Annotated in this window: 19 protein-coding genes, 2 pseudogenes and 1 riboswitch; of the genes and pseudogenes, 16 read left to right on the top strand and 5 right to left on the bottom strand. The window is 64.0% G+C overall.

The features are described 5' to 3' along the window. Window positions 1-116: 116 nt before the first annotated feature. Together ACP8LP_RS08795 and ACP8LP_RS08790 are read left to right on the top strand one after the other, a co-directional pair. The gene (locus ACP8LP_RS08795; RefSeq protein ID WP_036975443.1) at window positions 117-1724 is read left to right on the top strand and encodes an MFS transporter; all 1608 of its coding nucleotides are present in this window, start codon (window positions 117-119) and stop codon (window positions 1722-1724) included. A 230-nt stretch (window positions 1725-1954) separates the two neighbouring features. Further along, the gene (locus ACP8LP_RS08790; protein ID WP_147612066.1) at window positions 1955-3091 is read left to right on the top strand and encodes a zinc-binding dehydrogenase; all 1137 of its coding nucleotides are present in this window, start codon (window positions 1955-1957) and stop codon (window positions 3089-3091) included. Between the two features lie 127 nt (window positions 3092-3218). Here the strand turns inward: ACP8LP_RS08790 and ACP8LP_RS08785 are convergent, their stop codons facing one another. After that, a complete protein-coding gene (locus tag ACP8LP_RS08785; protein WP_016665987.1) occupies window positions 3219-4082 on the bottom strand; it encodes a sugar phosphate isomerase/epimerase family protein in 864 nt (287 codons plus the stop codon). A 198-nt stretch (window positions 4083-4280) separates the two neighbouring features. On the opposite strand from ACP8LP_RS08785, the gene iolG reads away from it, so the two are divergent. The 11 genes from iolG to purH all read left to right on the top strand — a co-directional run bounded on the left by iolG (window position 4281) and on the right by purH (window position 17745). Next, window positions 4281-5267: an inositol 2-dehydrogenase gene (iolG, locus tag ACP8LP_RS08780; protein WP_016665986.1), complete on the top strand. Its 987-nt coding sequence runs from the start codon at window positions 4281-4283 to the stop codon at window positions 5265-5267. 114 nt (window positions 5268-5381) lie between these two features. Further along, window positions 5382-7817, top strand: coding sequence for a DNA helicase PcrA (pcrA, locus tag ACP8LP_RS08775; protein ID WP_484483116.1), 2436 nt, complete (start codon window positions 5382-5384; stop codon window positions 7815-7817). A gap of 211 nt (window positions 7818-8028) precedes the next feature. Beyond that, window positions 8029-9204: an ADP-forming succinate--CoA ligase subunit beta gene (gene sucC / locus ACP8LP_RS08770; protein ID WP_063279533.1), complete on the top strand. Its 1176-nt coding sequence runs from the start codon at window positions 8029-8031 to the stop codon at window positions 9202-9204. Between the two features lie 3 nt (window positions 9205-9207). Further along, window positions 9208-10101, top strand: a complete 894-nt coding sequence (sucD, locus tag ACP8LP_RS08765) for a succinate--CoA ligase subunit alpha (RefSeq protein WP_063279532.1) — start codon at window positions 9208-9210, stop codon at window positions 10099-10101. Between the two features lie 154 nt (window positions 10102-10255). Then, window positions 10256-11839, top strand: coding sequence for a cell division protein PerM (locus ACP8LP_RS08760; protein ID WP_016665982.1), 1584 nt, complete (start codon window positions 10256-10258; stop codon window positions 11837-11839). A 104-nt stretch (window positions 11840-11943) separates the two neighbouring features. Beyond that, window positions 11944-12078: riboswitch (FMN riboswitch) on the top strand. A 70-nt stretch (window positions 12079-12148) separates the two neighbouring features. Then, a complete protein-coding gene (gene ribD, locus ACP8LP_RS08755) occupies window positions 12149-13144 on the top strand; it encodes a bifunctional diaminohydroxyphosphoribosylaminopyrimidine deaminase/5-amino-6-(5-phosphoribosylamino)uracil reductase RibD (RefSeq protein ID WP_016665981.1) in 996 nt (331 codons plus the stop codon). A gap of 8 nt (window positions 13145-13152) precedes the next feature. Continuing rightward, window positions 13153-13752, top strand: a complete 600-nt coding sequence (locus tag ACP8LP_RS08750) for a riboflavin synthase (RefSeq protein ID WP_484483115.1) — start codon at window positions 13153-13155, stop codon at window positions 13750-13752. After that, entirely contained in the window at window positions 13746-15041 is a 1296-nt protein-coding gene (ribB, locus tag ACP8LP_RS08745) for a 3,4-dihydroxy-2-butanone-4-phosphate synthase (RefSeq protein WP_016665979.1), read from the top strand. Before ACP8LP_RS08750 ends, ribB begins: the two co-directional genes overlap by 7 nt. Window positions 15042-15043: 2 nt before the next feature. Next, window positions 15044-15559: a 6,7-dimethyl-8-ribityllumazine synthase gene (gene ribH, locus ACP8LP_RS08740; protein ID WP_016665978.1), complete on the top strand. Its 516-nt coding sequence runs from the start codon at window positions 15044-15046 to the stop codon at window positions 15557-15559. Window positions 15560-15568: 9 nt separating this feature from the next. After that, window positions 15569-16198 (top strand): phosphoribosylglycinamide formyltransferase, encoded by a 630-nt coding sequence (gene purN / locus ACP8LP_RS08735; protein ID WP_016665977.1) that lies wholly within the window; start codon window positions 15569-15571, stop codon window positions 16196-16198. Further along, on the top strand, window positions 16195-17745 hold the full coding sequence (gene purH, locus ACP8LP_RS08730; RefSeq protein ID WP_063279530.1) for a bifunctional phosphoribosylaminoimidazolecarboxamide formyltransferase/IMP cyclohydrolase: 1551 nt from the start codon (window positions 16195-16197) through the stop codon (window positions 17743-17745). Before purN ends, purH begins: the two co-directional genes overlap by 4 nt. Before the next feature lie 77 nt (window positions 17746-17822). On the opposite strand, the gene ACP8LP_RS08725 is transcribed toward purH, so the two are convergent. Together ACP8LP_RS08725 and ACP8LP_RS08720 are read right to left on the bottom strand one after the other, a co-directional pair. Further along, the gene (locus tag ACP8LP_RS08725) at window positions 17823-18143 is read right to left on the bottom strand and encodes a hypothetical protein (RefSeq protein ID WP_252908228.1); all 321 of its coding nucleotides are present in this window, start codon (window positions 18141-18143) and stop codon (window positions 17823-17825) included. Window positions 18144-19085: 942 nt separating this feature from the next. Beyond that, window positions 19086-21312, bottom strand: a pseudogene (locus tag ACP8LP_RS08720) (alkaline phosphatase family protein); the annotation flags it as partial. Between the two features lie 85 nt (window positions 21313-21397). On the opposite strand from ACP8LP_RS08720, the pseudogene ACP8LP_RS08715 reads away from it, so the two are divergent. The 3 genes and pseudogenes from ACP8LP_RS08715 to ACP8LP_RS08705 all read left to right on the top strand — a co-directional run bounded on the left by ACP8LP_RS08715 (window position 21398) and on the right by ACP8LP_RS08705 (window position 23611). After that, window positions 21398-22404: pseudogene (locus ACP8LP_RS08715) on the top strand (hypothetical protein). Between the two features lie 14 nt (window positions 22405-22418). Beyond that, a complete protein-coding gene (locus tag ACP8LP_RS08710; protein ID WP_016665972.1) occupies window positions 22419-23282 on the top strand; it encodes a bifunctional methylenetetrahydrofolate dehydrogenase/methenyltetrahydrofolate cyclohydrolase in 864 nt (287 codons plus the stop codon). After that, entirely contained in the window at window positions 23279-23611 is a 333-nt protein-coding gene (locus tag ACP8LP_RS08705) for a DUF3017 domain-containing protein (RefSeq protein ID WP_016665971.1), read from the top strand. Before ACP8LP_RS08710 ends, ACP8LP_RS08705 begins: the two co-directional genes overlap by 4 nt. Before the next feature lie 85 nt (window positions 23612-23696). Here the strand turns inward: ACP8LP_RS08705 and ACP8LP_RS08700 are convergent, their stop codons facing one another. Both ACP8LP_RS08700 and ACP8LP_RS08695 read right to left on the bottom strand, forming a co-directional pair. Next, a complete protein-coding gene (locus tag ACP8LP_RS08700; protein ID WP_063279527.1) occupies window positions 23697-25052 on the bottom strand; it encodes an aldehyde dehydrogenase family protein in 1356 nt (451 codons plus the stop codon). 428 nt (window positions 25053-25480) lie between these two features. Beyond that, a complete protein-coding gene (locus tag ACP8LP_RS08695) occupies window positions 25481-26464 on the bottom strand; it encodes a malate dehydrogenase (protein WP_016665969.1) in 984 nt (327 codons plus the stop codon). Window position 26465 lies beyond the last annotated feature (1 nt).

The raw sequence follows: 26465 nt of genomic DNA, 5'->3' as shown, positions 1-26465 counted from the left end.
GGAGCCGGGCCACCGGTGGGAATGGACCAACCGGTTGATATCGAGGGCCGAGAGCCGCCCCTGACCGAAAGGGTGACATGAGTACACCTTCACACATCAAAGAAGACATCAGTCAGATGGTTGAGGAAACCCCTCCATCTGGCAAGCATCGAGGAATCGGTGCGCTCGCTGCCGTGGCGACCTTGGGCTCGCTGCTCTTCGGCTACGACACGGGTGTCATTTCCGGAGCGCTCCCGTACATGTACATGCCCGACCTGGCCGGTGGTCTGGCACTCACCCCTGTCCAGGAGGGTGCCATTGGCGGCACGCTCCTCATAGGAGCCGCAATTGGAGCGGTGACCGGGGGCATCATGTCGGACCGATGGGGTCGCCGTCACAACATCACGATCCTTGCGATCATCTTCTTGCTGGGTGCCCTGGGAACGACATTCTCGCCAAACGTGGCAGTGATGTACATCTTCCGGTTCGTGCTGGGGTGTGCAGTGGGTGCTGCCTCGGCCACGGTTCCGGTGTACTTGGCCGAGACGGCGCCAAAACGGATTCGAGGGTCGATCGTGGCCATCGATCAGCTCATGATCGTCACCGGTCAGCTTCTGGCCTTCTCCATGAATGCCGCCATCAATGCCGCTCATGGTGGGCCGCAACTGACTGTCAAGGCCAACAACAACCCAGACAGTCTCGGGATCACGAACGGTAGCTACTCCTGGGATCAGATTCTCGCGCTCCAGGCATCCAAGGGTGGTCCTCTGGACGAGTCCCAGTACCGCACATTCGTGGAGAACCTCGTCATCCAGTCCGGCAACGGTGCTGCGTGGCGTTGGATGCTCGTGCTGTGCTCCATTCCTGCCATCGCTCTGTGGATCGGTATCCGTCTCATGCCGGAGTCCGCTCGCTGGTACCTGGCCAAGGGACGTGTGGCTGACGCCATCGCGGCTCTCAAGCGAGTGCGGGATCCCGAGAAGGACGGGCCTCTGGACGCCGAGGTCGAGGAGATGTTGGTCTCCCAGCAGCGCGAGCTGGAGAACAAGTACCACGGCAATGCCTTCGCCCATGTGTGGAAGACGCCGTGGCTGCGAAAGCTCATGCTCGTGGGTATCTTCCTGGCGATTGTCAACCAGACGACGGGTGTTAACACCGTCATGTATTACGCGCCCAAGGTGTTGGAGTACGCGGGCATGACGACTTCGGCGTCGATCACGGCGCAGGTGGCCAATGGTGTCATGTCCGTCATTGGTTCGGCTGCTGGTCTGTGGCTCATCCTCAAGTTCAGTCGGCGCAGCCTGCTCATTTTCGACGTCACGGCCGTGGGCGTCACCCTTCTCGCCATTGCGGCAACATTCCAGTTCACCATTGCCCCACACATCGCCGACAAGACGGCTCCTCCAGCATGGGCCCCGTTCCTCATCCTCGGCCTCATGGCGGTGTTCATGCTCATCGTCCAGTCCACCAACGGCACGGTGGTGTGGACCATGATGGGTGAGATGTTCCCGGCAAATGTTCGTGGGATCATGAATGGCACGGCCATCTTCTTCATGTGGGTGGTCAATGCCATCATCACGTTCACCTTCCCGTCAATGATGGCTGGTCTGGGTGGCGGATTGACGTACACCATCTACGGTGTTCTCAACCTCGTTATTGCCGTGGTCCTGTTCAAGGTCATGCCGGAGACCCACGACAAGTCCCTGGAACAGATCGAGACGTACATGGAGGAGCGCTACTCCTGATCGTTCCTCTCATTGAAATGGGGTGAGTGCATTCATGGATGCACTCACCCCATTCTTGTTTTCAGAATTGGGTGTGCCATCGCATCTCTTTTGGAGATGTGGGATTCATGTTCTTTCGCTCGTGAAATGTGGGATCCACTCATCGTCATGGGTTCGAGATTGTCGCGGGGGTCTTGTCGGGTCAGCAGGTTCGTGATTTAATGGAATTAAATGTAAGGACAAAGGAGTGTATGGCTATGGCCCCCCTACCAACAACCATGCGTGCCGCGGTGCTGCGGAAGCCCGGTGAGCCGCTCGTCATCGAAACCCTCAATGTTCCTCGACCCCGTCATGGCGAGGTTCTTCTCAAGGTCACTGCCTGTGGTCTGTGTCACTCGGACCTGCACGTCCTGGGTGGAGCGATCGATTTCCCGGTGCCAGCCGTCCTGGGGCATGAGGTCAGTGGTGTCATTGCCGAACTTGGTGATGGGTTGAGTCATTCCGGTCTCGACGTCGGACAGCCCGTCTCCGGCGGATTTCTCATGCCGTGCGGCGAGTGCGAGGCGTGTCGTCGGGGACGAGATGATCTGTGTGGCCCGTTCTTCGAGATGAATCGACTGCACGGCACCCTTTACGACGGGCAGACCCGTCTGTTCACTCCCGACGGTGAGCCGGTGTCGATGTACTCCATGGGTGCCCTGGCGCAGTACTGCGTCGTCCCGGCGACGGCTGTTGCGCCATTGGCCAGCGGCCTCGATCCTGTCAACTCCGCGATCCTCGGGTGTGCGGCCATGACTGCCTATGGTGCGGTCCGGCATGGCGCAGACCTGCGATACGGAGAGTCAGTGGCAGTCGTCGCCACAGGCGGAGTGGGATCGAACATCCTGCAGTTCGCCAGCGCGATGGGTGCCGATCCGATCATCGCCATTGACGTCAAGGAGGAAAAGCTGGCGGAGGCCAGGGGGCTCGGCGCCACCCACACCGTCAATTCCACGACCGAAGACGTCAGGCAGAGAGTCCTCGAGATCACGGGTGGCCGAGGTGTCGAGGTGTCCTTCGAGGCACTGGGTATTCCTGCCACCTGGAAGACAGCTCTGGATGCCCTCGCAGATGGTGGACGTATGGTGCCAGTGGGGCTGAGCGCGGGTGTGCAGACTGCTGGTGTGGAGATCAATCGGACGGTGCGGCGTGGCCAGTCGATCCTGGGGTCTTATGGCGCACGTACCCGGGTGGATCTGCCAGCTGTTGTCTCCATGGCCGCTCGTGGCGTGATCGACGTCGACAGGGTGGTCCACAAGACATTCAGCCTTGATGAGGTGAATGAGGGTTACGCCATGCTCCATGACGGTTCGATGGTGGGCCGAGGGGTCATCGACATGGCGTTGTGAGATCTTGATCGTCCCAAGGCCGACACCTGCCTTGAGATGACGACAGCTTCGAGATGATGGTGGCCCGCCCCTGAAAGGGGCGGGCCACCATTCGGTAATTCAGGCTGAGCGAGCCAGCATCAGGAGCTCATCGTCCGAGCGATGCCAGAGCCTCGTGGGACTTCTTGGCATTGAGGACCGGACCACCGCCAGCAGGGGGTTCCCCGTCGATCATGATGTCCTGCTCCAGAACGTAGTAGCCGTCGAATCCGGCCTCGTCGAGAAGTGTCACGATCGCGGCGAAGTCGATGTCTCCCTCGCCGATGGGGGCGAACATGCCGGCTCGGATGCCCTGGGACCAGGTGATCTCACCTGGCAAGAGCTTGTCGGTCATCTCCTTGTGGACATCCTTGGCGTGGACGATGTCGACACGATCTGCATACTTGCGAACCAACTCGACGACGTCGGTGCCACCGCAGGCCAGGTGGCCAGTGTCCAGGCACAGCCCGATCGAGGAGTTGTCGAGTACCCTGACCACCTCGTCGTAGTTCTGGACCATCGTCCCCCAGTGCGGGTGGAGGCAGGCGGTGACCTTGCGGCTGGCGCAGACCTCGCGGATGCGATCGAGATTGCTGAACAGGGTGTTCCAACCTGCTTCGTCAAGGACGGGGCGTGCGTCGTACCCGTCACGACCGGAATCGGCGGCGAGGATGAGATAGTCGCCGCCGGCGGCCTCGAAGGCGTCGAGCTCCTTGTTGACCATGGGGATCGGGTCGAAATCCGGATCGTGCATGATGGCGAGGAAGAAGGCTCCGACGGGTTTGAGGTTGTACTTCTTCACCTCTGCGGCGCGGGCTTCGGCCTCGATGGGCAGCCAGCCCTGGGGGCCGAACTCGGTGGCGGTGAGGCCGATCTGCCTCATCTCGGTGAGAACGCGCTCCGGTGTCATCTGATAGCCCCAGCCCGGGACCTCGCAGACACCCCAGCTGATGGGTGCTCCAGCAATCTTCATCGATGTGCTCCTTGTGTGTTGAGGGTCTGAGCTTCTGTGCGTCAGGCCAATGACAGTAGTATATGTCCGGTCAATAAGGGTGACAATGGCCTCTTTGCTCCGCGGGACATGCTGGTGTGATCGATATTTGTGCTAACATAACAGTATCTTGTAGGTGCTGGCTGAGAGCCAGCTATGTCGAACACAGGGGTTCACAGCATGATCAGGATCGCCATCATTGGGGCTGGACGTATTGGCCACGTCCACGCTCGAGCCGTCGCCGGACGTACCGATGCCACTTTGGCACTTGTCTGCGACCCATTCGAGCAGAACGCACGTGCCCTCGCCGAGGAGTACGATGTGCGCTACTGCTTGGAGCCGGACGACGTGTTCTCGGACCCGATGATCGATGCAGTCGTCATCGGGTCGCCGACGAAGTTCCACGTCGACCACATCCTCAAGGCCGTCAGCGCTGGCAAGCGGGTGATGTGTGAGAAGCCGATTGCACTCGATCTCGAGTCGGCAAGGAGGTGCATCGAACAGCTGGGGGAGCGCGCCGATCAGGTGATGATGGGATTCAACCGTCGTTTCGACCCAACCTTCCACGCCTTGAAGAGTCGCCTTGATGAGGGGGAGATCGGTGACCTCCAGCAGCTCACCGTCATCTCACGAGATCCGGCTGCTCCGCCGGTCTCCTACATCGCCGGATCCGGGGGCATCTTCAAGGACATGACAATCCATGACTTCGACATGGTGCGGCACTTCCTCGGGGACATCGCTGAAGTCAATGCCGTGGGTACCAATGTGTCTGCACAGATCGCGGAACAGGGTGATCTCGACCAGGTGGTCATCACCCTCAAGTCCCGTGAGGGCAAGCTTGCCACCATCATCAACTCGCGGACCTGCGCTTTCGGCTACGACCAGCGAATCGAGGCATTCGGTGCCGATGGCATGCTCAGCGCAGACAATCTTACCGAGACCGCAGTACGCAAGGCCACCAGCACCCAGACCGATGCCAAGACCGCGATCATGGATTTCTTCTTGGAAAGGTACGAGGATGCCTACCGCATCGAGCTGGAGACCTTCCTTGACTCGATCGTCGATGGCGGTGTCATCTCGCCATCGGTACGCGATGGTTACGAGGCACTTGTCCTGGCCGATGCCGCGAGGCGCAGCGTGGAGGAGCATCGCGTCGTAACTCTCTGACGCGTCCTGGATGGGGACATGCGGCAGACGGTCCGCCCGATCCACGGTTGCGCTGCGGGAAGATGTGGGGCATGAGGACAACGTCATGCCCCACACCAATTAGAGTTACTGACCATGACTGAGCCCGACCTGTCTGCCTTCTTCGCGTCTCGCCCGTCCCAGGGTTCAGCCGGGCCCGGGACGCTGCCAGCGGATGTGGCACGTACCGGGATGGGGCGGGCGGTCGACGTCCATGAGCTTCTGGACCATCTCAACCCGCCCCAGCGTGAGGCGGTGCTGCACACGGGGTCGCCGGTGCTCGTGGTGGCCGGTGCTGGTTCGGGCAAGACCCGTGTCCTGACCCGTCGTTTCGCGCACCTAGTGGGGGAGCGCGGTGTCCATCCCGGTTCCATTCTGGCCATCACCTTCACCAACAAGGCTGCGGCTGAGATGAAGGCGCGCGTCGTCGATCTGGTGGGCAACCGGGCCAAGCCGATGTGGGTGTCGACCTTCCATTCCGCTGCGGTGAGAATGCTGCGGACCGACATTGATCGTCTGGACATCTCGCGCAATTTCTCCATTTATGACGACACCGACGCGAAACGACTTATCACCCTGGTGACCCGCGATCAGAATCTGGACCCGAAGAAGTTCCAGCCACGGGCGATCATGAACTGGATCTCGAACCAGAAGAACGAGCTCATCACTCCCGATCAGGCTCTCGAGAATGCCAGTAGCGGAAACGATCGAACGAATGCTGAGGTCTATGTCGAGTACCAGCGTCGCCTTCGTGCTGCGAACGCCCTGGACTTCGACGACCTCATCATGTGCACCGTCACCCTGTTGAGGCGGTTCCCGGACGTGCGTGAGCAGTACCGCCGCCGTTTCCGCCACGTCCTCGTCGATGAGTACCAGGACACCAACACTGCTCAGTATCAGTTCATCCGGGAGCTGTGCGGGGATGATCCGGTGCCATTGGCTGACGGAGCGCGCAGCGTCGATCCGCCCGAGCTCATGGTCGTGGGTGACTCGGACCAGTCGATTTACGCTTTCCGTGGCGCGACGATTCGTAACATCCTTGATTTCGAGAAGGATTTTCCCGGCGCTCGGACGATCCTGTTGGAACAGAATTACCGTTCCACGCAGACGATCCTCACTGCCGCGAACAATCTCATCAAGGTCAACCCGAACCGTCCGGCCAAGAATCTGTGGACCGATCAGGGTGACGGCGACAAGATCGTCGGATATGTCGCTGACACCGAACATGACGAAGCGGCCTGGGTGGCGCGACGCACCGACGAGCTCGTGGACGAGGGGCGCACCAGTTACGGACAGGTCGCGGTGTTCTACCGCACCAACGCCCAGTCGCGAGCTTTTGAGGATGTCTTCATTCGTACCGGTCTGCCGTACCGGGTCGTCGGAGGCGTGAAGTTCTACGAGCGCAAGGAGGTTCGCGACGCGGTGAGTTACCTGCGCGCTATCGCCAACCCCTCCGACGACGTCTCGCTGCGACGCATCCTCAACACCCCACGCCGCGGCATTGGTGCGCGGGCCGAGGCCGCCATCGAGATGTTCGCCACTGCTCGACGGATCAGCTTCTGGGAGGCCCTCAGGCGGATCGACGAGATCAATGGACTGGCAACGAGATCGGTCAACCAGATCCGAACCTTCGTCAGCCTGATGGAGGACCACATCGCGATGGTCGAGCAGGGCAGGCGAGCTGATGAGATCGCCAGCTCCATCCTCAAGGAATCCGGCTACATCGCCGAGCTCGAGAACTCCAAGGACCCCCAGGACGAGACGCGGCTGGAGAACCTCGTCGAGCTGGTCTCGGTGGCCCAGGAATTCGTGGCCAGGGTCCACGCCATCGACATCGATGCCGCAGAGGAAGGCGACGTCGAGGACCTCGAGTTGTCGGCCGACGACTCCCTGCCGGCCTTCCTTGAACAGATCGCCCTGGTCGCCGATTCGGACCAGTTACCGACCGGTTCCGACGGGGTCGTCACCCTGATGACCCTGCACACCGCCAAGGGCTTGGAGTTCGACACCGTCTTCATCACTGGATTCGAGGACGGCGTCTTCCCCCACATGAGGTCGCTGGCAGACGCCACCGAACTGGCGGAGGAGAGACGGCTGGCCTATGTGGGCATCACCCGTGCTCGCAATCGGTTGTTCCTGTCCCGGGCCGCGGTGCGGACGATGTGGGGGCAGGCCCAGTACAACCCGCCGAGCCGATTCGTCGACGAGATTCCCGAGCGCCTCATCGAGTGGGAGAGGCTCGGCCAGGTCTCGGTGGGATGGTCGACCTCCGCGAGTGGTCGCTCACGCTCGGCACGCGGATCCTTGAATGACGGCACCCCTGCCTTCGGGTCCGGACGGGGACCCGCGAATGCTCCCAGGAGCAAGTCCCTCTCGTTGTCCGTGGGGGACAAGGTGCTGCACTCCACCTTCGGACTCGGCACCGTCAAAGCCACTTCTGGTCAGGGTGAGAACGCCAAGGCTGACGTCGATTTTGGGTCGGCTGGTCTCAAGAGATTGGCGCTGAAGTTCGCTCCGCTCGAGAAGCTGTGAGCACTGCCTCGGGAGTTTTCCCACGTCGGATCGCTCGACGTCGTGACACCGGGTGGGCACTGGACCGTCGGGGTTGTTAATCTGTTCTCGGTGGGCAAACGACCAACCGCGTCGACCTCATTGTGAACATTCTTCTGTTCGAGATGGCAGGTTGCCGTCAGCCCCGTTCCCGGCCCGGCAACGGCCGGTCGACTCGCAGAGTGGAGAGATTGTGGACCTGTACGAATACCAAGCCCGCGACCTGTTTGAGAAGCACGGTGTGCCTGTGCTTCGAGGCGTCGTCGCGGAGATTCCCGAGCAGGCGTCCGAGGCCGCAGCGAAGCTCGGCACCCCCGTCGTCGCCGTCAAGGCGCAGGTCAAGGTGGGTGGCCGTGGCAAGGCTGGCGGCGTGAAGATCGCCAAGTCCCCTCAGGAGGCGGCCGAGCACGCCAAGGCCATCCTGGGCATGGACATCAAGGGTCACACCGTTCACAAGGTGATGATCGCCGAGGGAGCTGACATTGCCGAGGAGTACTACTTCTCGATCCTGCTCGACCGTGGTGAGCGTCGCTACCTGGCGATGTGCTCTCGTGAGGGTGGCATGGACATCGAGACCCTCGCCAAGGAGCGGCCCGAGGCCCTGGCCAAGGTGCCGGTCGACCCGATCGACGGTATCGACGAGGCTAAGGCTCATGAGATCCTTACTGAGGCTGGCTTCCCCGAGGGGGAGCAGGACGCCATCGTCCCGGCTGTCGTCAAGCTGTGGGAGACCTACCGGGACGAGGACGCCACCCTCGTCGAGGTCAACCCGATGATCAAGACCGGTGACGGACGCATCCTCGCCATCGACGGCAAGATGACCGTCGACAACAACGCCTCCTTCCGTCAGCCCGAGCATGCAGCCCTGGTGGACCGCGCCACCACCGACCCACTGGAGCTGCGCGCCGGTGAGCTCGGCCTCAACTACGTCAAGCTCGACGGCAACGTCGGCGTCATCGGAAACGGCGCCGGCCTCGTCATGAGTACCCTGGACTGCGTCGCCTACGCCGGCGAGGAGTTCCCGGGATCCCCGAAGCCTGCCAACTTCCTCGACATCGGCGGTGGCGCCTCGGCCGAGATCATGGCCAACGGCCTTGACCTCATCATGGGCGACGAGCAGGTCCGTTCCGTCTTCGTCAACGTTTTCGGCGGCATCACCGCCTGCGACCAGGTGGCGCTGGGAATCAAGGGCGCTCTCGAGAAGCTGGGTGAGAAGGCCTCCAAGCCGCTCGTCGTCCGTCTTGACGGCAACAACGTGGCCGAGGGCCGCAAGATTCTCGAGGAATTCAACCACCCGCTCGTGACCATGGTCCCGACCATGGACGAGGCCGCCAGCAAGGCCGCCGAGCTCGCATCCAAGGAGGCCTGAGACATGGCGATCATTCTCGACCAGAACTCCAAGATCATCGTCCAGGGCATGACCGGCTCGGAAGGCATGAAGCACACCCAGCGCATGCTCGACTCCGGCACCGCCGTCGTCGGTGGCGTCAACCCGCGCAAGGCGGGCACTACCGTGTCCTTCAACGGTGGCGTTACCGTCCCGGTCTACGGCAGCGTCAAGGAGGCCGTCGAGGCCACCGGCGCCAATGTGTCCGTGATCTTTGTCCCGGCCAAGTTCACCAAGTCGGCCGTCATGGAGGCCATCGAGGCCGAGGTCCCGCTGGTTGTCTGCATCACCGAGGGTGTCGCCGTCAAGGACACCGCGGAGTTCTTCACCGCCGCCCAGCGTTCCGGCAAGACCCGCATCATCGGCCCGAACTGCCCGGGCATCATCAGCCCCGGAAAGTCCAACGCCGGCATCATTCCCGCCGACATCTCCGGCCCGGGACGCGTGGGCCTGGTCTCCAAGTCCGGCACCCTGACCTACCAGCTCATGTACGAGGTGCGCGACCTGGGCATCTCGACGGCCATCGGCATCGGCGGCGACCCGATCATTGGGACCACCCACATCGATGCCCTGCAGGCCTTCGAGGACGACCCGGAGACCGACATCATCGTCATGATCGGTGAGATCGGTGGCGACGCAGAGGAGCGCGCAGCCAAGTACATCTCTGAGCACGTCACGAAGCCGGTTGTGGCTTACGTGGCTGGCTTCACCGCTCCTGAGGGAAAGACGATGGGTCACGCCGGCGCTATCGTGTCCGGTTCCTCGGGCACCGCGGCCGCCAAGAAGGAGGCTCTCGAGGCTGTTGGCGTTCGCGTCGGCAAGACCCCGACCGAGACCGCCAAGCTGGCTCACGAGGCGATGGACTCGCTCAAGAAGTGACGCCCTGATCCTGTGTTCGCACGGAACCCGGCCCCATTGTGGAGCCGGGTTCCGTGCGTTGTGTCGTGCTCACAGGTGTGGTGACTCAGAATCGTCGCCGGTGGACGGTAGGGTTCCAGATGATCTTCTTCCCCGAACCGAACAGGACTCCCACATGGGCACATCTGGCTCGACATCGACCTCGGCGAGGTTCGTCGTTGAGTCCTCCGAGGCTGACGGACCTCGTGAGCCTCGCGTCCCGTGGCCATGGCCGGTCGTCGTCCTGGCGGCCGCAGCAGCAGCCATCCTGGCCCAGTGGCTCGCCTTGGCCGGGATCATCGTCCCGGAGTGGTTGTCCAGTAACGGTCGGTCCTTCCCGAGCATCCTTGTTGCGGCGTCGAGCCTCTGGCTGAGTGGCCACGGTGTGCCCATCGACATCATCGGGATCCACGTCGGCCTCATCCCGCTGGGGCTCACCTGCGTCAGCCTGCTGCTCGGTGAGGAAGCCTGCCGCTATGGCACCCGCGTCTTGTGGCATCGCCACGACGGACATCCGCCACGTCGACATGTCGGTGAGGCGATTGCCCTCCACGCCACCATCGAGCTTCTCGCGGCAATCATCATGACGGCTGCCGCCGGTACGTCCCACTGGGTGACGGCCATGGTTGGTGCCCTTCTCATTGGACTGTGCTCAGGTCTCGTCGGGGCTAGTCGCGGTGCACGCGTCAACCCGTTCGGCGGCTTGCCCCACTGGGCTCGTGGACTGCCGAAGGCTGTTGGGTCGACCGTTGCCATCTGCCTGGCAGGCGGATCAGCCGCACTAGCCGTCGCCCTGCTCGTTCATGCGAGCAACGTGGTCCACCTGCACCAACAGATCGGAGCCACCGGATGGGGGGGAGTCTGCCTCATCCTGCTGCAACTGGCCTGGCTGCCCACCATGGCACTGTGGGGAACCTCATGGACGGTCGGCCCGGGGTTTGCCCTTGGAACCGAGACCTTCGTCTCCCCGCTCGGAACACACCTCGGGATCGTCCCGGCATTGCCAGTGCTTGGGGCCTTGCCCTCCAACGGTCCGTTGAGCCCGGCTGCCTGTGCCTGGTTTGCCGTCCCGGTGGTTGCCGGAATCGTCGGTGGCATTCTTGTCATGAAGTCCCTGCCGGAGGCCGGGTTTGAGATCGGAGCGGGTATCGGTGCTCTTTCTGGTCTGTTGTCCGGGCTCGTGTTGGCCATCCTGGGCCTGCTGAGTCGTGGCAGCCTGGGTGATGGACGCCTTAGTGAGGTCGGCACGATCATGCCGGCTATGGCTGGATGCGCGGTCGGTATCCTCACCCTGGTGACGATGCTGTGCGGGTTCGCCGTCGGTATGACTCGCCAGCTGCAATCCGAGGAGTCGCGTCAGGGGCGTGCAGAGCGTCGCGAGGCACACAAGGAAGCCCACGCAGCCAAGTCCGAGGAGAGGGCCCGGAGCCGGGCTGCCAGGAAACAGGCTAAGGCCGAGAAGAAAGCTGCTGCGAAAGCAGCTGACGCGGAGGAGACCCGCGCCGTTCAGGCCGAGGACCTAGATGCTGGTGAGGGTGCGACCTCGGTCGAAAATGAGTCGTCGTGGAAGGACACCGGGTCGAGGAGGACCACCCGTCCCACGGCTGCGTCCAAGGACATCAAGGCGGTCGAGGAAGAGACCATCGGCCACGGCATCTACGACTCCATTCAGAACGATCACGGGAACCCCGACAACGGGGACACCACCCACCATTCCTGAGCCGGGCGAGACCGCCTTCAGGAGTGGCGTTGCCCCCCTGCCGACATGAACTCCTGGGATGACGCCACACGCCGTGGCAAATGGGTGCATACTTGTCCGCAAGCACACGTGCTCCGGGGTCGGTGAAAGTCCGAACCGGCGGTGATAGTCCGCGACCCGAGCCGTCCTCGTGACGGTGAGGTTGAACCGGTGGAATTCCGGTACCGACGGTTAAAGTCCGGATGGGAGGCAGCACGGCAGGTGGCTGGCGTCGTCAGCCCCGTGTGTCGTCCTTGCGCACCCCGGAGCCGCAACGGCCCGGGAGGACAGATGGACCAGCGGTGGGACGACGCCATGACGCTCGCCCTGAACTTGGCAGCGAACTCGCCATGCCCTGACCCGAATCCGCGTGTCGGCTGCGTCATCGTCGCCGATGGTCAGGTTGTCGGACAGGGATGGCATCACGGGGCGGGAACCTCACACGCCGAGGTAGAGGCACTGCATCAGGCTGGCGACGCTGCCCGGGGAGCCACTGCCGTCGTCACCCTGGAACCGTGCAATCACACCGGACGCACCGGTCCATGCAGCCATGCCCTGCGCGAGGCCGGGGTTTCCCGCGTCGTCATCGCCCAGTCCGACCCCAATCCGGTGGCAGTTGGGGGAGAACAGTTCCTGCGCACCAACGGGGTCGAGGTCGTCACGGGTGTTCTTCCCGAGGCTGCCATGGCTCTCAACGCCGACTGGACGTTCAGCCAGATCCACCGACGCCCCCGGGTGTGCTGGAAGTACGCCGCCACCCTCGACGGACGCAGCGCCGCTCCCGACGGCACAAGTCAGTGGATCACCGGGGAAGAGGCGCGTCACCAAGTGCAGATCGGCCGCTCCCGGTGCGGGGCGATCGTCGTCGGTACCGGAACAGCTCTGGCTGACGATCCTCGACTGACTGTCCGGCTGTCCGAGGTCACCTGTCAGCCGCTGCGCGTCGTGGTGGGGATGAGGGACCTGCCTGCTGGTTGCCATCTCCACGACGATTCCGCCGAGACCTTGCAGATTCGCAGCCACGACCCCGTCGAGGTGCTTGACGTGTTGTGGCATCGCGGCATCCACCGGGTCTGGCTCGAGGGTGGTCCACGCTTGGCCGGAGCATTCCTGGCCGCCGGCCTCGTTGACGAGGTCGTCGCCCACATCGCGCCGACGGTGTTGGGAGACGGTCGGGCAGCCGTCATCGATCCCACCGTCACCACCTTGACCTTGGCCCACCACTTCGTCATCGACGACGTGCGCCGGCTGGGCCCTGACATCCAAATCCGCGCACACCACGAGTGAGGAGACCCATGTTCACCGGAATCATCGAGGAGATTGGCGAGGTCGTCGCCATCGACAAGGGACAGGAGTCGGCTCGACTGTCCATCCGCGGACCCGTGGTCTGTTCCGACGCCCGGCTCGGGTCGTCCGTCGCCGTCAACGGCACCTGCCTGACGGTCACCGATCTCGACGAGGTGACCTTCGGCTGTGACGTCATGGCCGAGACCCTCAACCGCACTGCCCTGGGGCGACTGGTCCCAGGGAGCAGGGTCAATCTGGAGCGCCCGGTGGCTGTGGCGGGACGCCTCGGTGGGCACATCGTCCAGGGGCATGTCGATGGGGTCGCCGAACTCGTCTCCCGTACTCCCGGCGACCACTGGGAGGTCTTCCGATTCAGCCTTCCCACCACGCTGGCCAGGTACGTCGTCGAAAAGGGGTCGATCGCGATCAACGGCACATCCCTGACGGTCTGCGAGGTCAGTTCCGAGTGGTTCGAGGTGAGCCTCATCCCGACCACCCTCACCGGCACGGTCCTCGGTGGTCTCGAACCTGGCGAACCCGTGAACATCGAGGTCGACGTCATCGCGAAGTATCTGGAATCCCTCGTGAACAAGGAGAAGTCATGCTGAACACCATCGAGGAGGCGCTGGCCGAGCTGCGCTCCGGACGTCCGGTGCTGGTTGCCGACGACGCCGACCGGGAGAACGAGGGAGACGCCATCCTCGCCGCTGAGCTGGCTGATCCACGCTGGGTCGGATGGATGGTCCGCCACACTTCCGGGTACCTGTGCGCACCCATGACCGACGAGCACGCTGACCAACTCGGTCTGCCCCTCATGTGGCCCGCCAACCAGGACCCGCTGCGAACCCGCTACACCGTCGCCGTTGACGCGGCGTCCGGGATAACGACCGGTATCGATGCCGCCCAGCGTGCTCGCACCGCCCGAGTACTCGCAAGCGCCACCTCGACCTCCGCTGACCTCGTCCGCCCCGGTCACGTCCTGCCGCTGCGGGCCCGCGCCGGGGGAGTGCTGGAGAGGCGCGGTCACACCGAGGCAGCCGTCGACCTCGCCCGGCTGGCCGGCTTGGAGCCCGTCGGTCTCATCGGCGAACTCGTGGGGGATGACGGTATGTGTCTGCGTACCGACTCCATAGCCGAGCTGGCTCGCACCGAGGATCTGGCCTTCGTCACCATCGATCAACTGGCGCAGTGGCGGCTCTCCCATGATCCGGCTGACACCACTGCGGCACCTCGCGTGACGGCCCTTGCCAGCGCGGAATTGCCGACCCGGCACGGCCAATTCACGATGACCGGTTACCGCGACAACCTCACCGGGGCAGAACACGTCCTACTCATGTCTGACAAGGGGATCCACCCCGACGACGGTGGCCCAGCCTGGGTGAGGGTGCACTCGGAATGCCTCACCGGTGATGCTCTGGGATCCCTGCGTTGCGACTGCGGCGACCAGCTGACAGCCGCACAGGCCCACGTCAATGAGCATGGTGGGGCCATCATCCTGCTGCGTGGCCACGAGGGACGGGCGACTGGTCTGCTCAACAAGATCGCGGCATACCGGGCCCAGGATGGTGGACTCGACACCGTCGATGCCCAGACTCACCTTGGCCTACCCATCGACGCTCGTGAGTACGGCGCGGCGGTGGCGATTCTGGCTGATGCCGGTGTTTCTGCCGTCCGCCTGCTCACGAACAACCCTGCCAAGGTGGACGCCCTGCGTGAAGGAGGACTTGAGGTGACGATGTCGCCTCTCGAGATTCCGGCCCGTCCCGAGGACGAGCGGTACCTGCGTACGAAACGCGATCGGATGGGACATCTGCTGGCACTTGACCACGACATGCCCGAGATCACCACGCCCGACCCGAATCACCCTGAACCCACCTTGAGCACCCAAGGAGAATGATCATGAGCTCTCGTACTAATGCGGGGCCCGCCGCCCCTGACTTCAGCAACCTCGACGGCAGTGGCCTTCAGGTCGCCGTCGTCGCATCGCAATGGCATGACAAGGTCATGAATGGCCTGCTTGCCGGTGCCCTGCGTGGCCTGGCCGACGCAGGGGTGGCCGATCCCGTCGTCGTCAGGGTGCCGGGGTCCTTCGAACTCCCGGTGGCCTGTGCCGCCCTCGCCGACCACTTCGACGCCCTCGTTGCCCTCGGCGTGGTCATCAGGGGAGGAACCCCGCACTTCGACTACGTCTGCGACGCCGCCACGCGGGGCATCACGGATGTCGCCGTACGCACCAGGACCCCCATCGGTTTTGGCGTCTTGACCTGCGATGATGATGCTCAGGCTCTCGACCGCGCGGGGCTGGAAGGATCCCATGAGGACAAGGGACATGAGGCCGCTCAAGCCGCAGTCGCTACCTTCACGACCCTGTCCGCCGTCACAGCCTCGCGCCCCACACAGGCCTTGAGGGCTTAGGGTGGGGGCGTGACCGTTCGTGTTGTCGTGCTCGTCTCGGGCACCGGAACCCTGTTGCAATCCCTCATCGACAACCTGCCCGAAGAGGTGACCATCGTCGCCGTCGGCTCCGACCAGCCTGGCGCCGTCGCCCTGCAACGAGCCGAGAAGGCCGGCATCCCCACCTTTGCCGAGCCCCTCCCCAGGGCCGACGCCGACCAGCGGGTCACCATGAGGGCGGCCTGGGATGCGCGACTGACCGATGACGTCTCCCGGTTCGATCCTGACCTGGTCGTCTGTGCTGGCTTCATGAAGCTGCTCGGGACGACCTTCCTGGATCGTTTCGGGGGACGCACCATCAATTCCCACCCGGCCCTGCTGCCGTCCTTCCCCGGGATACACGGCCCCCGCGATGCCCTGGACTACGGAGTCAAGATCACCGGTGCCACCGTCTTCATAGTCGACGCCGGGGTCGACACTGGTCGGATCCTCGCCCAGCGGGCCGTGCCCGTCCTGACCGACGACACCGTCGAGTCCCTCCACGAACGTATCAAGGTGGAGGAACGAGAGATGCTCGTCGAAGTCGTCACAGAACTTGCCGGGGCTCGCCCCGGTACGCAAGAACTCGGCACCGAACCGTCCCGGAAGGATCCACAGTGAGTGAACGTCAACCCATCCGTCGAGCCCTCGTCTCCGTCTATGACAAGTCTGGCCTTGGCCAGTTGGCCGAGGCCCTCATCGACGCCAAGGTCGAGGTCGTCTCGACCGGCTCGACCGCCAAGGAGCTGGCCTCCCACGGGGTGACGGTGACCGAGGTCAGTGAGGTCACCGGGTTCCCGGAGTGCCTCGACGGTCGCGTCAAGACCCTCCACCCGAAGATTCACGCCGGCATCCTTGCTGATCGCCGACTGGAGTCCCACCGTGATCAGCTGGCCGAGCTCGACGTCAAGCCCTTCGACCTCGTGGTGTGCAACCTCTACCCCTTCTCCGAGACCGTGGCGCGCGGGGGAGATTTCGACGAGTGCATCGAGAAGATCGACATCGGTGGCCCGTCGATGGTCCGCGCGGCCGCCAAGAACCACGCGAGCGTTGCCGTCGTCACCAACCCTGACCAGTACGAGGACCTCGCCCGAGCCCTGTCCGAGGGCGGCTACACCGGCGAGGAGCGTCGCGTCCTGGCAGCCCGAGCATTCGCCCACACCGCTGCCTACGACGTCGCGGTGGCCACCTGGTTCGCCACTCGCAACGGGGTCTCCGGCGAGGGAGTGCCTGCCTTCGTCGGCATGACTGGTGAGCTCATCCATCCGCTGCGCTACGGCGAGAACTCCCACCAAGCTGCTGCGGTCTACCAGAGCCCCGGCGAGCCCGGTCTGGCCGGAGCTCGGCAGCTGCATGGCAAGGCCATGAGCTACAACAACTACGTTGACACCAACTCGGCCCGTCGCGCCGCCTTCGACTTCGAGGAGCCGTGCGTCGCCGTCATCAAGCACTCCAATCCGTGCGGCATCGCCACCGGTTCGGACATTGCCGAGGCCCATCGCAAGGCCCACGCCTGTGATTCGCTGAGCGCCTTCGGCGGCGTCATCGCCACCAACCGCCCGGTCAGTGTCGCGATGGCCGAGCAGGTCGCTGAGATCTTCACCGAGGTTGTCGTCGCTCCCGGATACGAGGACGGGGCCGTGGATATCCTGTCCCGCAAGAAGAACATCCGCCTGCTGGAGGCACCCGCGCCCGAGGTGGCCGGCTGGGAGCTGCGCCAGATCGACGGTGGGCTGCTGGCCATGGAGGCGGACGTCTTCCAGGCCGAGGGTGACGACCCGAGCCAGTGGACCCTCGCGGCTGGTGAGGCCGTCGACGATGCCACCCTGGCCGATCTGCTCTTCGCGTGGAAGGCCTGCCGCTCGGTGAAGTCCAACGCCATCCTCCTGGCCCATGGCGGAGCCTCGGTCGGCGTCGGCATGGGTCAGGTCAACCGCGTCGACTCATGCCGTCTGGCCGTGGAGCGGGCCGGCGATCGCGCCGCCGGATCGGTGGCCGCATCCGACGCCTTCTTCCCCTTTGCCGACGGTCCTCAGGTTCTCATCGATGCCAACGTCAAGGCCATCGTCGAGCCGGGCGGATCGATTCGTGACGACGAGACCATCGAGGCCTGCCGCAAGGCTGGCGTCGCTCTCTATCTCACTGGAACGAGGCACTTCTTCCACTGATCCCGGCTCGAGGACCAACGACACGTGAAGGGGCCCGGACCATGATGGTCCGGGCCCCTCGTGGTTCTTCGGGAAGGTCAGTCGAGCTCAGCGATGTAATCCCACAGGGCGACGACGTGCTTGCCGTCAGGTGCCCAGCGAACCATGCCCTCGCCCGAGGAGGCAATGGTGTGGATCTTGAAGGTCACCTTCTGGCCCTTGTCGATCTTGGTGGGAATCGTCGATCTCTTGACCGGCCGTGCCCAGTGGTACTCACCGGCTTCGTCCTGGACGTTGAACTGCTTGACCGACAGCGGAACCGTCCCGGTCGCCTCGGAGACCGTCACCGTCCACGTGAGGTCTGCTTCCTCCGCGCCAACCTTCGTTCCAGGCGGGGCAGTGGGACCGTTGACGTTCATGACCACCGAGTTGCCACGATCAAGGTTCACCTTGACCTCGACTCCCTGATAGGAGAGGGCCGGCTTCTGAACGGTTCCGACGACGGTTCCCGGGGCGCTCTGCGAGGGCAACCAGGAAGGCATGGACTGGGTAGCCAGCTGTTCGGCGGGGCTGCCAGCCTCGGCCGAGGCCGACGGCGCGGGCGAGGCAGCGTCGTGACCAGACGCCGAGCATCCCGAGATCAGGACGACACCTGAGCACAGACCGATGACGACAGCCCTGCGAAGGCCCGTGGCGATTGCGTGACGATTACTCATTCCCCACCTCTCAGCGTCGTTTGCGGCGGATAGCCCAGGCGGAGACGGCGGCACCGACGACGACCAGACCGGCAATTGCGGACTCCGCGGCAGCCGGGTCGGAAACCTCACCATTACCGGTGCGCGGCAGGCTGGGGCGCGAACCGTTGCCGTCGTCACCAGGAGCAGCGCCGGGGGCAGTGCTCCTGGTGGCGGTGGCAGTCGGGGCAGCGGAGGCGGGCGTGGATGCACTGGCCGAGGTGCTCCTGGTGGCGGTGGCAGTCGGGGCAGCGGAGGCGGGCGTGGATGCACTGGCCGAGGTGCTCGAGGTGGCGGTGGCAGTCGGGGCAGCGGAGGCGGGCGTGGATGCACTGGCCGAGGTGCTCCTGGTGGCGGTGGCAGTCGGGGCAGCGGAGGCGGGCGTGGATGCACTGGCCGAGGTGCTCGAGGTGGCGGTGGCAGTCGGGGCAGCGGAGGCGGGCGTGGATGCACTGGCCGAGGTGCTCGAGGTGGCGGTGGCAGTCGGGGCAGCGGAGGCGGGCGTGGATGCACTGGCCGAGGTGCTCGAGGTGGCGGTGGCAGTCGGGGCAGCGGAGGCGGGCGTGGATGCACTGGCCGAGGTGCTCGAGGTGGCGGTGGCAGTCGGGGCAGCGGAGGCGGGCGTGGATGCACTGGCCGAGGCGGACGGGTTCGGCTCAGTCGGTAGGTTGTTGAAGACGTCCTTGCCGAAGGTCCCCAGACCAGCCTGAGCAGCGAAACCGAGGTGGCCGTCTCCATCGAGACCGGTGGAGACGGTGCCAGCCTCGAGCTCGCGGGTGTCATTGCCCTTGGAGACCTCGAAGAGATCCTCCATGGTGCGCAGCCATGAGAAGTGGTTGTAGTAGGTGTTCGAGACGGTTCCCGGCTTGATGTACGGGGAGATGAGCACGGAACCGGTGGCGCCGCCGCCAGGGGTGGCGTCCTGGGCGTTGAAGGTGGCCAGCGGGGACTCGTCGTCAGCCAGATGGCCTGGGACACCAGTTGCCGACAAGGTCACCGAGGTGACGTCGGCGGTGGTCTTCAGAGGCTTGTCGTTGGCATCGACGATGATGAAGGAGGGGTTCGTCACATCATCCTTGGGATCGGCGACCATGTTCGGGCCCTGGTTGGCGACCTTGCCGACGTGGGCACCGTCGGGGATGCCCTCGCCGGTGACCTTGCGACCCAGATCGGTGACGGTGACCTTGCCGGTCAGCTTGGAGGTGCCAGCAGTGTTGCTGACGTCAATCGTCTTGGCCTTGGAGTAGCCCCAGCCGGCACCGGTGTTCTTGGCACCGTGTACGCAGTTGGACTTGTCGGCGTTCACCAGATCGGTGTCCTGTTCACAGGACGGCGGGCGGGTGATGTAACCGTTGTCACCCGGTCCTGGGAACAACTGGTTGCCGTGCTCGTCGGTCTCGAGGGTCGAGTTCGGGCCGGTCGGCTCCCAGTCGACGTTCTCACCGTTGATGTTCTGCCCGGCGAGGTCGGCCTTGACGTAGTTCTTCGACATCTTGGACGGCTTCGGGAAGGTGTTGGCATCGTACTTCTTGTACCCCTCCGCGAGATCCTTGATGGTCTGCGGGGAGTAGTTGTACAGCTCCTCCTTGCGAGCGGCCTTCGCAACGTCGGTGTCATCGGTGGCGTTGTTGAACGACATGTTCGTGAAGGGTGGGTTGGCCTCGTCGAAGGTGACGTCGATGAGTCCACCGTCCTTGAAGGCATCCGACTTCTCGATGAGCGGGATGTAGTAGCGCAGCCACAGATCAGCGGCGTAGAGGCCACCGGTGTGGTTCTTCGGCGGGGTGCTCAGCGGCTTGGAGTAGTCCGGCTTGCCGTCGGCGTCGAAGAGACCGGAAAGATTGTTGCCCTTACAGGTGGCGTCGTGGGCGTCCGAGCAGTTGTTCGGGGTGATCCAGCTGAAGGCCGGCACCTCGTCCGCGGGCTTGGCCAGATCGGCGAGAAGTCCGTTGGACGGGTCGTCGGCGTTGGCAATGTGCTTGGAGTCCGACGGAATGCCACCGTCGGTCGGCTTGGTCAAGGAGTCCTTGCCAGTGCCGTCATTGCCGATGATGGAGTGGAACCACGGGAAGGGGAAGTGTTTGGCGACGTATTGGTCGTCAGGCTGAGCGCCGGTGAAGGAGGTGATGCCCTTGGCCTTGTCCTCCTCGGTCGGCTTCATGGCCTTGGGGTTCTTGTCCGGGGTGTTCTCCAGGGTGCCGGGAGAGCCAGCCAGGCCGTCCTCGCGTCCGGAGTGGTTGCGCAGGTCCTGGGCGTATCCCTTCCACGTGACGCCGGCGGCATCGAACTGGTTGAAGAGGGTAGGGACGTCCTTGGGGTAGGTGCAACCGTTCTTGCCGTCGGCTGCGTTCGGACCAGCCAACGAGAGAACCTGGCCGTAGTTGTCGTCGCGCCCGAACTCCTTGCCGGTGTGACGGTCGATGATCGACGCGTTCGAGCCGAAACTGGTGTTGGCGACGTCGCAGTCGGACTGGAGGTCCATCTCGGCGGACTGTCCGGAGACCATCGAGGTGTAGTTGTCCTGCGAGTAGTGGCCGGTGCCGAAGTAGTGGGGGAGCAGAGCGCCCTGCTTCGGCAGCTCCTTCCACAGGTAGGAGTTCTGGTTGAGTCCGGAGAAAGTGGCGTCGTAGGACTTGTTCTCCAGGATGATGAGCCAGACGTGCTTGATCTTGCCGCTGGCAACGTTCGTCGAGGTGATGGTGGTGTGTTTCTTGGCGCTGCTGGATGCGCCAGGTGTGGCTTTGTTTTCGGGCTGGGCATGGCTTGCGATCGGCGCGACGAACCCGAAGGCAGCCATGCCGGCAGCAACTGAGGCGCTCACCAATCGGGTGAGGCGAGAATGCGGTGTGTGCATGGCACCGGTCTACCTGCAGGAGTCGGAGGATGAGAGAGTAGCCGGTAAACAGTGAGGGAAGTGCTGGTGAATGTGTGGTGATGACATGCCAGTGACGACGTGGGTGGCACTGGGACGTCAAGCCTCTGCCGTGGCCGCCAGATGGCTTCGTGACGGTTACTGTCTCGGTGGCGCACCGTTCCAGTGGATTCCTGCGGACACCCTCGTCGTGCCATGGTTCTGCTGTCAGACGATGGTCACTCCGTGGCAATTGGAGGGGTACCGGGTGCGACGGGTGGAGATCGGGGACGATTTCCTGGCCGACGCTGACTCCGTGGCCGCAACCATCGCGTCATGTCGACAACGACGTGAACACCCGGTGGTGCTGAGCTGCGAGACCTTTGGCATCCAGCCCGGTTCGGCCTTGACTGAGGTCCTCGAAGAAACCCGACGAAACCACATTCCCGTGGTCGTCGATCGCACCCACTCCTTCCTGGGGCCATCGTCGTCACCGGCTGACGTCGACGTCGTCAGCACCCGAAAGCTCCTGCCCCTGCCCGAGACCGCGTGGGTCAAAGCCGCTCACGACCTGTCGGGTCTGGTGGGAGCACGCGATGAGAGGGATGAGCTTCTCACGGCCGCGCGACGGCAGTTCCTGGCCAGACGGGGACTGGCCACCTTTGAGGCGGTGGAGGACCTTGCCGACGAGTGCTGGGCCCCAGTACCACCCAATGACGACGCACGTCGAGAGCTCGAGGCGTGTGATCTGGCCGGGTACGCCCGGCTCGTCGAAAGGACCAGGGACGACGTGGTGGCCGGGCTGTCCGGGACGGGGGCGATCCGTGTGGTCAATCCGGGAGCCTCCTGTCCAGTCGTCCTTCAACATCCGGATGCCGGGGAGATCGCTGACAGATTGCGAGGTGTCGGTGTCGTCGGCCCGTTGCACTGGGATCGCCCGCGTCACCTGGACGTCGAGTGGCCCGACGATCTCGTCAGCCTGCCGCCGGTGATGGACGTGAACACCATTGATCGGGTCATTGACGTTGTCACCACGGTCGTCGACAGGTGAGGGACCGTGTCTCGTGGAAAGATGGTGGCCTGTTGAGGCCGTGACACAAGGAGGATCCATGACCGCTCAGAAACTCGACGGCAAGGCCACCGCCGCCGCCATCAAGTCCGAGCTTGCCGAAACTGTGGCAGTCCTACGCGACAAGGGAGTTGTCCCGGGGCTGGGAACGGTGCTCGTCGGGGATGATCCGGCGTCGCACCAATACGTTGCCGGCAAGCATCGTGACTGTGCCCAGGTGGGCATCGAGTCGATTCGGGTCGACCTACCGGGAGATGTCACGGCGGAGGATCTTGCTCAGGAGATTCGTGGGCTCAACGCCAATCCGCGCTGCACCGGGTACATCGTCCAGCTGCCGCTGCCTCGCCACATCGACACCAACTGGGCTCTCAACCTCATTGATCCCAACAAGGACGCCGACGGTCTGACCCCCGCCTCCCTGGGGCGTCTGGTGCTCAACGAGCCGGCTCCGTTGCCGTGCACTCCGCGTGGGATCGTCGAGCTGTTGACCCGGCACGGGATCGAGCTGCCGGGAGCCAATGTCTGCGTGGTGGGTCGCGGCACGACGGTTGGTCGGCCGCTGGGACTGCTGTTGACCCGGCGTACCGAGAACTGCACCGTCACCCTGTGCCACACCGGTACCCGCAACCTCGCTGACCACACCCGGCAGGCCGACATCATCGTCGGCGCGGCCGGGTCTCCGGGACTCATTGATGCAAGCATGATCCGCGAAGGAGCTGTGCTCGTCGACGTCGGTGTGTCGCGGTCGGCGGAGGGGAAGATCCAGGGAGACTTCGCCCCTGACGTGTGGGACAAGGCCGCGTGGGTTTCGCCAAACCCGGGCGGAGTCGGTCCGATGACCCGCGCCATGCTGCTGTCCAACGTCGTCGACAGGGCTGAGCGGCTCGCCGCGGATCCTTCATGAGCCGACTGACGCCTGAAGCGCCCACCGGAGGTGCCACCCGACGACCGCGACGCAATGACCGTCGTGCCGCGTCAAAGAGGCACCTGGAGTCCTGGTGGGCGCTGACCGTGTGCCTGCTGGGGGTCGCCGCGTCCGCAATCGTCATGGGGACGGGGCACTGGAGGCGCGGGGCGGTGGTCTTCGCTGCCTCGGTGCTGCTGGGAGGCGTGTTGAGGGCTGTGTTGCCTGACAATCTCGCCGGACTTCTGGCAGTACGGGCGCGGTGGGTGGATTCGGTGTTTCTGCTAGGGCTGGGATCCCTCATGGTCGTCGTCATCCTGACGAGGTGACAGTTCCGACAACGTACATGTCACCAGAAACGCACCTGCGCCAGCTCTGCTCCACCTGGGAGTAGTGGCGCAGGTGACTGTTGGATCAATGTGCGTCCAAGACGCAACGACGCCGACGGGCGAAGCTACGGGCCGAGGTCAACCCCTCACCGGTCGGTCCGGCGATGGTGAAGGTTGCGAACCCCTCACCGTTGATGCCGATACCCGCGTAGGACGGTCCATTCTTGACGAAGATCGTCGTCTGGATGCGGCGGGCCATGAGGTCGAGTCGCGAGACATCCTTGGAGTGCATGATCGCGGTGTGGCGGTTGCCATGCTCCAACTCGACAGCCAGGTCAATGGCGGCGAGATAATCGGTGGCGGGCACCACCGGGACGACCGGCATGAGCATCTCGACCTGGACGAAGGGGTCCAGCGGGTCGGTCACCATGGTGATGAGTCGGGTGTCCTGCTCGGGCTCGATACCGGCGGCACGTAGGATTTTCTGAGCATCCTGGCCCACCCACGTGGTGTTGGGCTTGGCGCCTGAGGGATCGAGCAGCAAGGACCGCAGCCTGGCAAGGTCATCCTTGTCGCTGATGACCTGGGCGCCATTGGCCTGCAGCGCAGTCATGAACTCCGGCAGCACCGAGGCGACGACGATCATCTCCTTCTCGGCGGTGCACGGCAGGTTGTTGTCGAAGGCGGCACCCTGGACGATGTCCGTGGCGGCCTTGGCGATGTCGGCGGTCTCATCAACGACGACGGGCGGGTTGCCCGACCCTGCGCCGATGGCCTTCTTGCCGCTCGAGAGCACCATGTTGACGATCTGCGGCCCACCGGTCGCCACCAACATCGTGATGTCCGGGTGGCTGATGAGCTTCTTGGTGGTCTCCGGGGTCGGGTTCGCGATGAGGGTGATGAGGTTGGCGGGGGCGCCGGTTGCCATCATCGCGCGGTTGAGGACGTCGACCAACCAGGCGCTGAGGTGTCGGGCCCTCGGGTGGGGGCTGAAGACGACGGTGTTACCTGCCGAGAGCATGCCGATGGTGTTGCAGATGATGGTCTCGGTGGGGTTGGTCGTCGGGGTGACGGCGCCGATGACCCCGTAGGGGCTGTACTCGAGGGTGGTGAGTCCGTCATCACCCTGATGGGCCTCCATGACGAGGTCCTCCACACCGGGAGTGCGAGTCGCAGCGTAGCGGTTCTTGAGTACCTTGTGGTGGGCGTTGCCCATCCTGGTCTCCTCGACGGCCGCACTGGCCATGTACTCCAGGCGGTCCTGCTGGGTCGCGGCCTCGCGGACGGCATCGACGAAGGCGCGACGCTGGGCCAGGGAGCATTCCGAGAAGGCGACGTAGGCCCTACGGGCGGCGCCCACTGCAGAATTGACATCGTTGAAGACTCCGGCGAGGTCCTCGACGCTGGGTTCGGTGACGGGACGTTCGGCTGTGGTGGTCATGGCTGCTGGCTCCTTCGGATGTGGAGTCCTGGGAGATCCGCCTCCTTGCGGTGGACATCAGGACATCTGACGTTTCGACCATAAGAATGGCCACTCACGTTCGTCCAGAGCTAAGCCAAGAACAGGTCCGAGGTGCAGTGGAGGCAAACCTGGGCGTGCACTGATGTGCATTTTGGAGGAAGGGTCATTTGTGGCTTTTGCCACTGTGTATCGAGGGCTGAAGAACCGATGAAAACCCTGCAGCGACAGGGTGACAAGCATCATTGTGAGCGGACTTGGCGACCCGGACCCTTGCACGTTCGTGCAAGGGTGTGGTGCATCTCTCCAGACGGACGACAACCTGCTCAAAGTCCCGAAAATGGCGCCATGACGCGCAGAACGGGCCCGAGAACTGAAGTTCCCGGGCCCGTCCCTCAGTGATCGGTCGATCAGATGAGGCCGAGCTCCTTGACGGCGTCGCGCTCGTCGGCGAGCTCCTTGACGGAGGCGTCGATCTTGGCACGCGAGAAGTCATCGATCTCGAGACCCTGGACGATCTCGACCTTGCCGTCCTTGACGGTTACGGGGAAGGAGGAGATGAGTCCCTCAGGCACTCCGTAGGAGCCATCGGACGGGATGGCCATGGAGACCCAGTCACCCTCGGTGGTGGAACCCATCCAGTCGCGCATGCACTCGACGGTGGCGTTGGCGGCCGAAGCGGCCGAGGAAGCGCCACGGGCGTCAATGATGGCGGCGCCGCGCTTGGCGACGGTCGGGATGAACTCGTTCTCGATCCAGGCCTCGTCCACCAGATCGGTGGCCTTCTGGCCAGCGACCTCGGCGTGGAAGACGTCGGGGTACTGGGTGGAGGAGTGGTTGCCCCAGATGGTCATGTGACGCACGTCGTTGACGGTCTTGCCGGTCTTGCGGGCCAGCTGAGTCTTGGCGCGGTTGTGATCCAGACGGGTCAGGGCGGCGAAGTGATCGTTCGGGATGTCGGCCGCGTTGGTGGCGGCAATGAGGGCGTTGGTGTTGGCGGGGTTGCCGGTGACGAGAACGCGAACGTCGTCGGCGGCGACCTCGTTCAGGGCCTTGCCCTGGGCGGTGAAGATGGCACCGTTCTTGGTGAGCAGGTCGGAACGCTCCATACCGGCCTTACGGGGCATGGCACCGACGAGGAAGGCGGCGTTGGCTCCGTCGAAGACCTTCTTCGGGTCGTCGCCGATCTCGATGTTCACGAGGTTGCCGAAGGCGCAGTCGTCAAGCTCCATGACGACACCCTCGAGGGCCTTGAGGGCCGGGGTGATCTCGAGAAGACGAAGCTCGATGGGGGTGTCCCCGAGCAGCGAACCGGAGGCGATACGGAACAGCAGGCTGTAGCAAATCTGGCCGGCAGCACCGGTGACGGCAATCTTGACTGGGGTCTGGGTCATG

The sequence above is a fragment of the Cutibacterium sp. LaCa_89 genome (assembly GCF_058177555.1).
The sequence above is the reverse complement of the archived record's forward strand: the minus strand, read 5'-3'. Positions and strand labels throughout refer to the sequence as shown.

Excerpts from the sequence above, each read along its gene's own strand:
- ACP8LP_RS08795 (WP_036975443.1), top strand. The coding sequence starts at position 117 with ATGGTTGAGGAAACCCCTCCATCTGGCAAGCATCGAGGAATCGGTGCG.
- ACP8LP_RS08790 (WP_147612066.1), top strand. The coding sequence starts at position 1,955 with ATGGCTATGGCCCCCCTACCAACAACCATGCGTGCCGCGGTGCTGCGG.
- ACP8LP_RS08785 (WP_016665987.1), bottom strand. The coding sequence starts at position 4,082 with ATGAAGATTGCTGGAGCACCCATCAGCTGGGGTGTCTGCGAGGTCCCG.
- iolG (WP_016665986.1), top strand. The coding sequence starts at position 4,281 with ATGATCAGGATCGCCATCATTGGGGCTGGACGTATTGGCCACGTCCAC.
- pcrA (WP_484483116.1), top strand. The coding sequence starts at position 5,382 with ATGACTGAGCCCGACCTGTCTGCCTTCTTCGCGTCTCGCCCGTCCCAG.
- sucD (WP_063279532.1), top strand. The coding sequence starts at position 9,208 with ATGGCGATCATTCTCGACCAGAACTCCAAGATCATCGTCCAGGGCATG.
- ACP8LP_RS08760 (WP_016665982.1), top strand. The coding sequence starts at position 10,256 with ATGGGCACATCTGGCTCGACATCGACCTCGGCGAGGTTCGTCGTTGAG.
- ribD (WP_016665981.1), top strand. The coding sequence starts at position 12,149 with ATGGACCAGCGGTGGGACGACGCCATGACGCTCGCCCTGAACTTGGCA.
- ACP8LP_RS08750 (WP_484483115.1), top strand. The coding sequence starts at position 13,153 with ATGTTCACCGGAATCATCGAGGAGATTGGCGAGGTCGTCGCCATCGAC.
- ribB (WP_016665979.1), top strand. The coding sequence starts at position 13,746 with ATGCTGAACACCATCGAGGAGGCGCTGGCCGAGCTGCGCTCCGGACGT.
- ribH (WP_016665978.1), top strand. The coding sequence starts at position 15,044 with ATGAGCTCTCGTACTAATGCGGGGCCCGCCGCCCCTGACTTCAGCAAC.
- ACP8LP_RS08725 (WP_252908228.1), bottom strand. The coding sequence starts at position 18,143 with ATGAACGTCAACGGTCCCACTGCCCCGCCTGGAACGAAGGTTGGCGCG.
- ACP8LP_RS08710 (WP_016665972.1), top strand. The coding sequence starts at position 22,419 with ATGACCGCTCAGAAACTCGACGGCAAGGCCACCGCCGCCGCCATCAAG.
- ACP8LP_RS08705 (WP_016665971.1), top strand. The coding sequence starts at position 23,279 with ATGAGCCGACTGACGCCTGAAGCGCCCACCGGAGGTGCCACCCGACGA.
- ACP8LP_RS08700 (WP_063279527.1), bottom strand. The coding sequence starts at position 25,052 with ATGACCACCACAGCCGAACGTCCCGTCACCGAACCCAGCGTCGAGGAC.
- ACP8LP_RS08695 (WP_016665969.1), bottom strand. The coding sequence starts at position 26,464 with ATGACCCAGACCCCAGTCAAGATTGCCGTCACCGGTGCTGCCGGCCAG.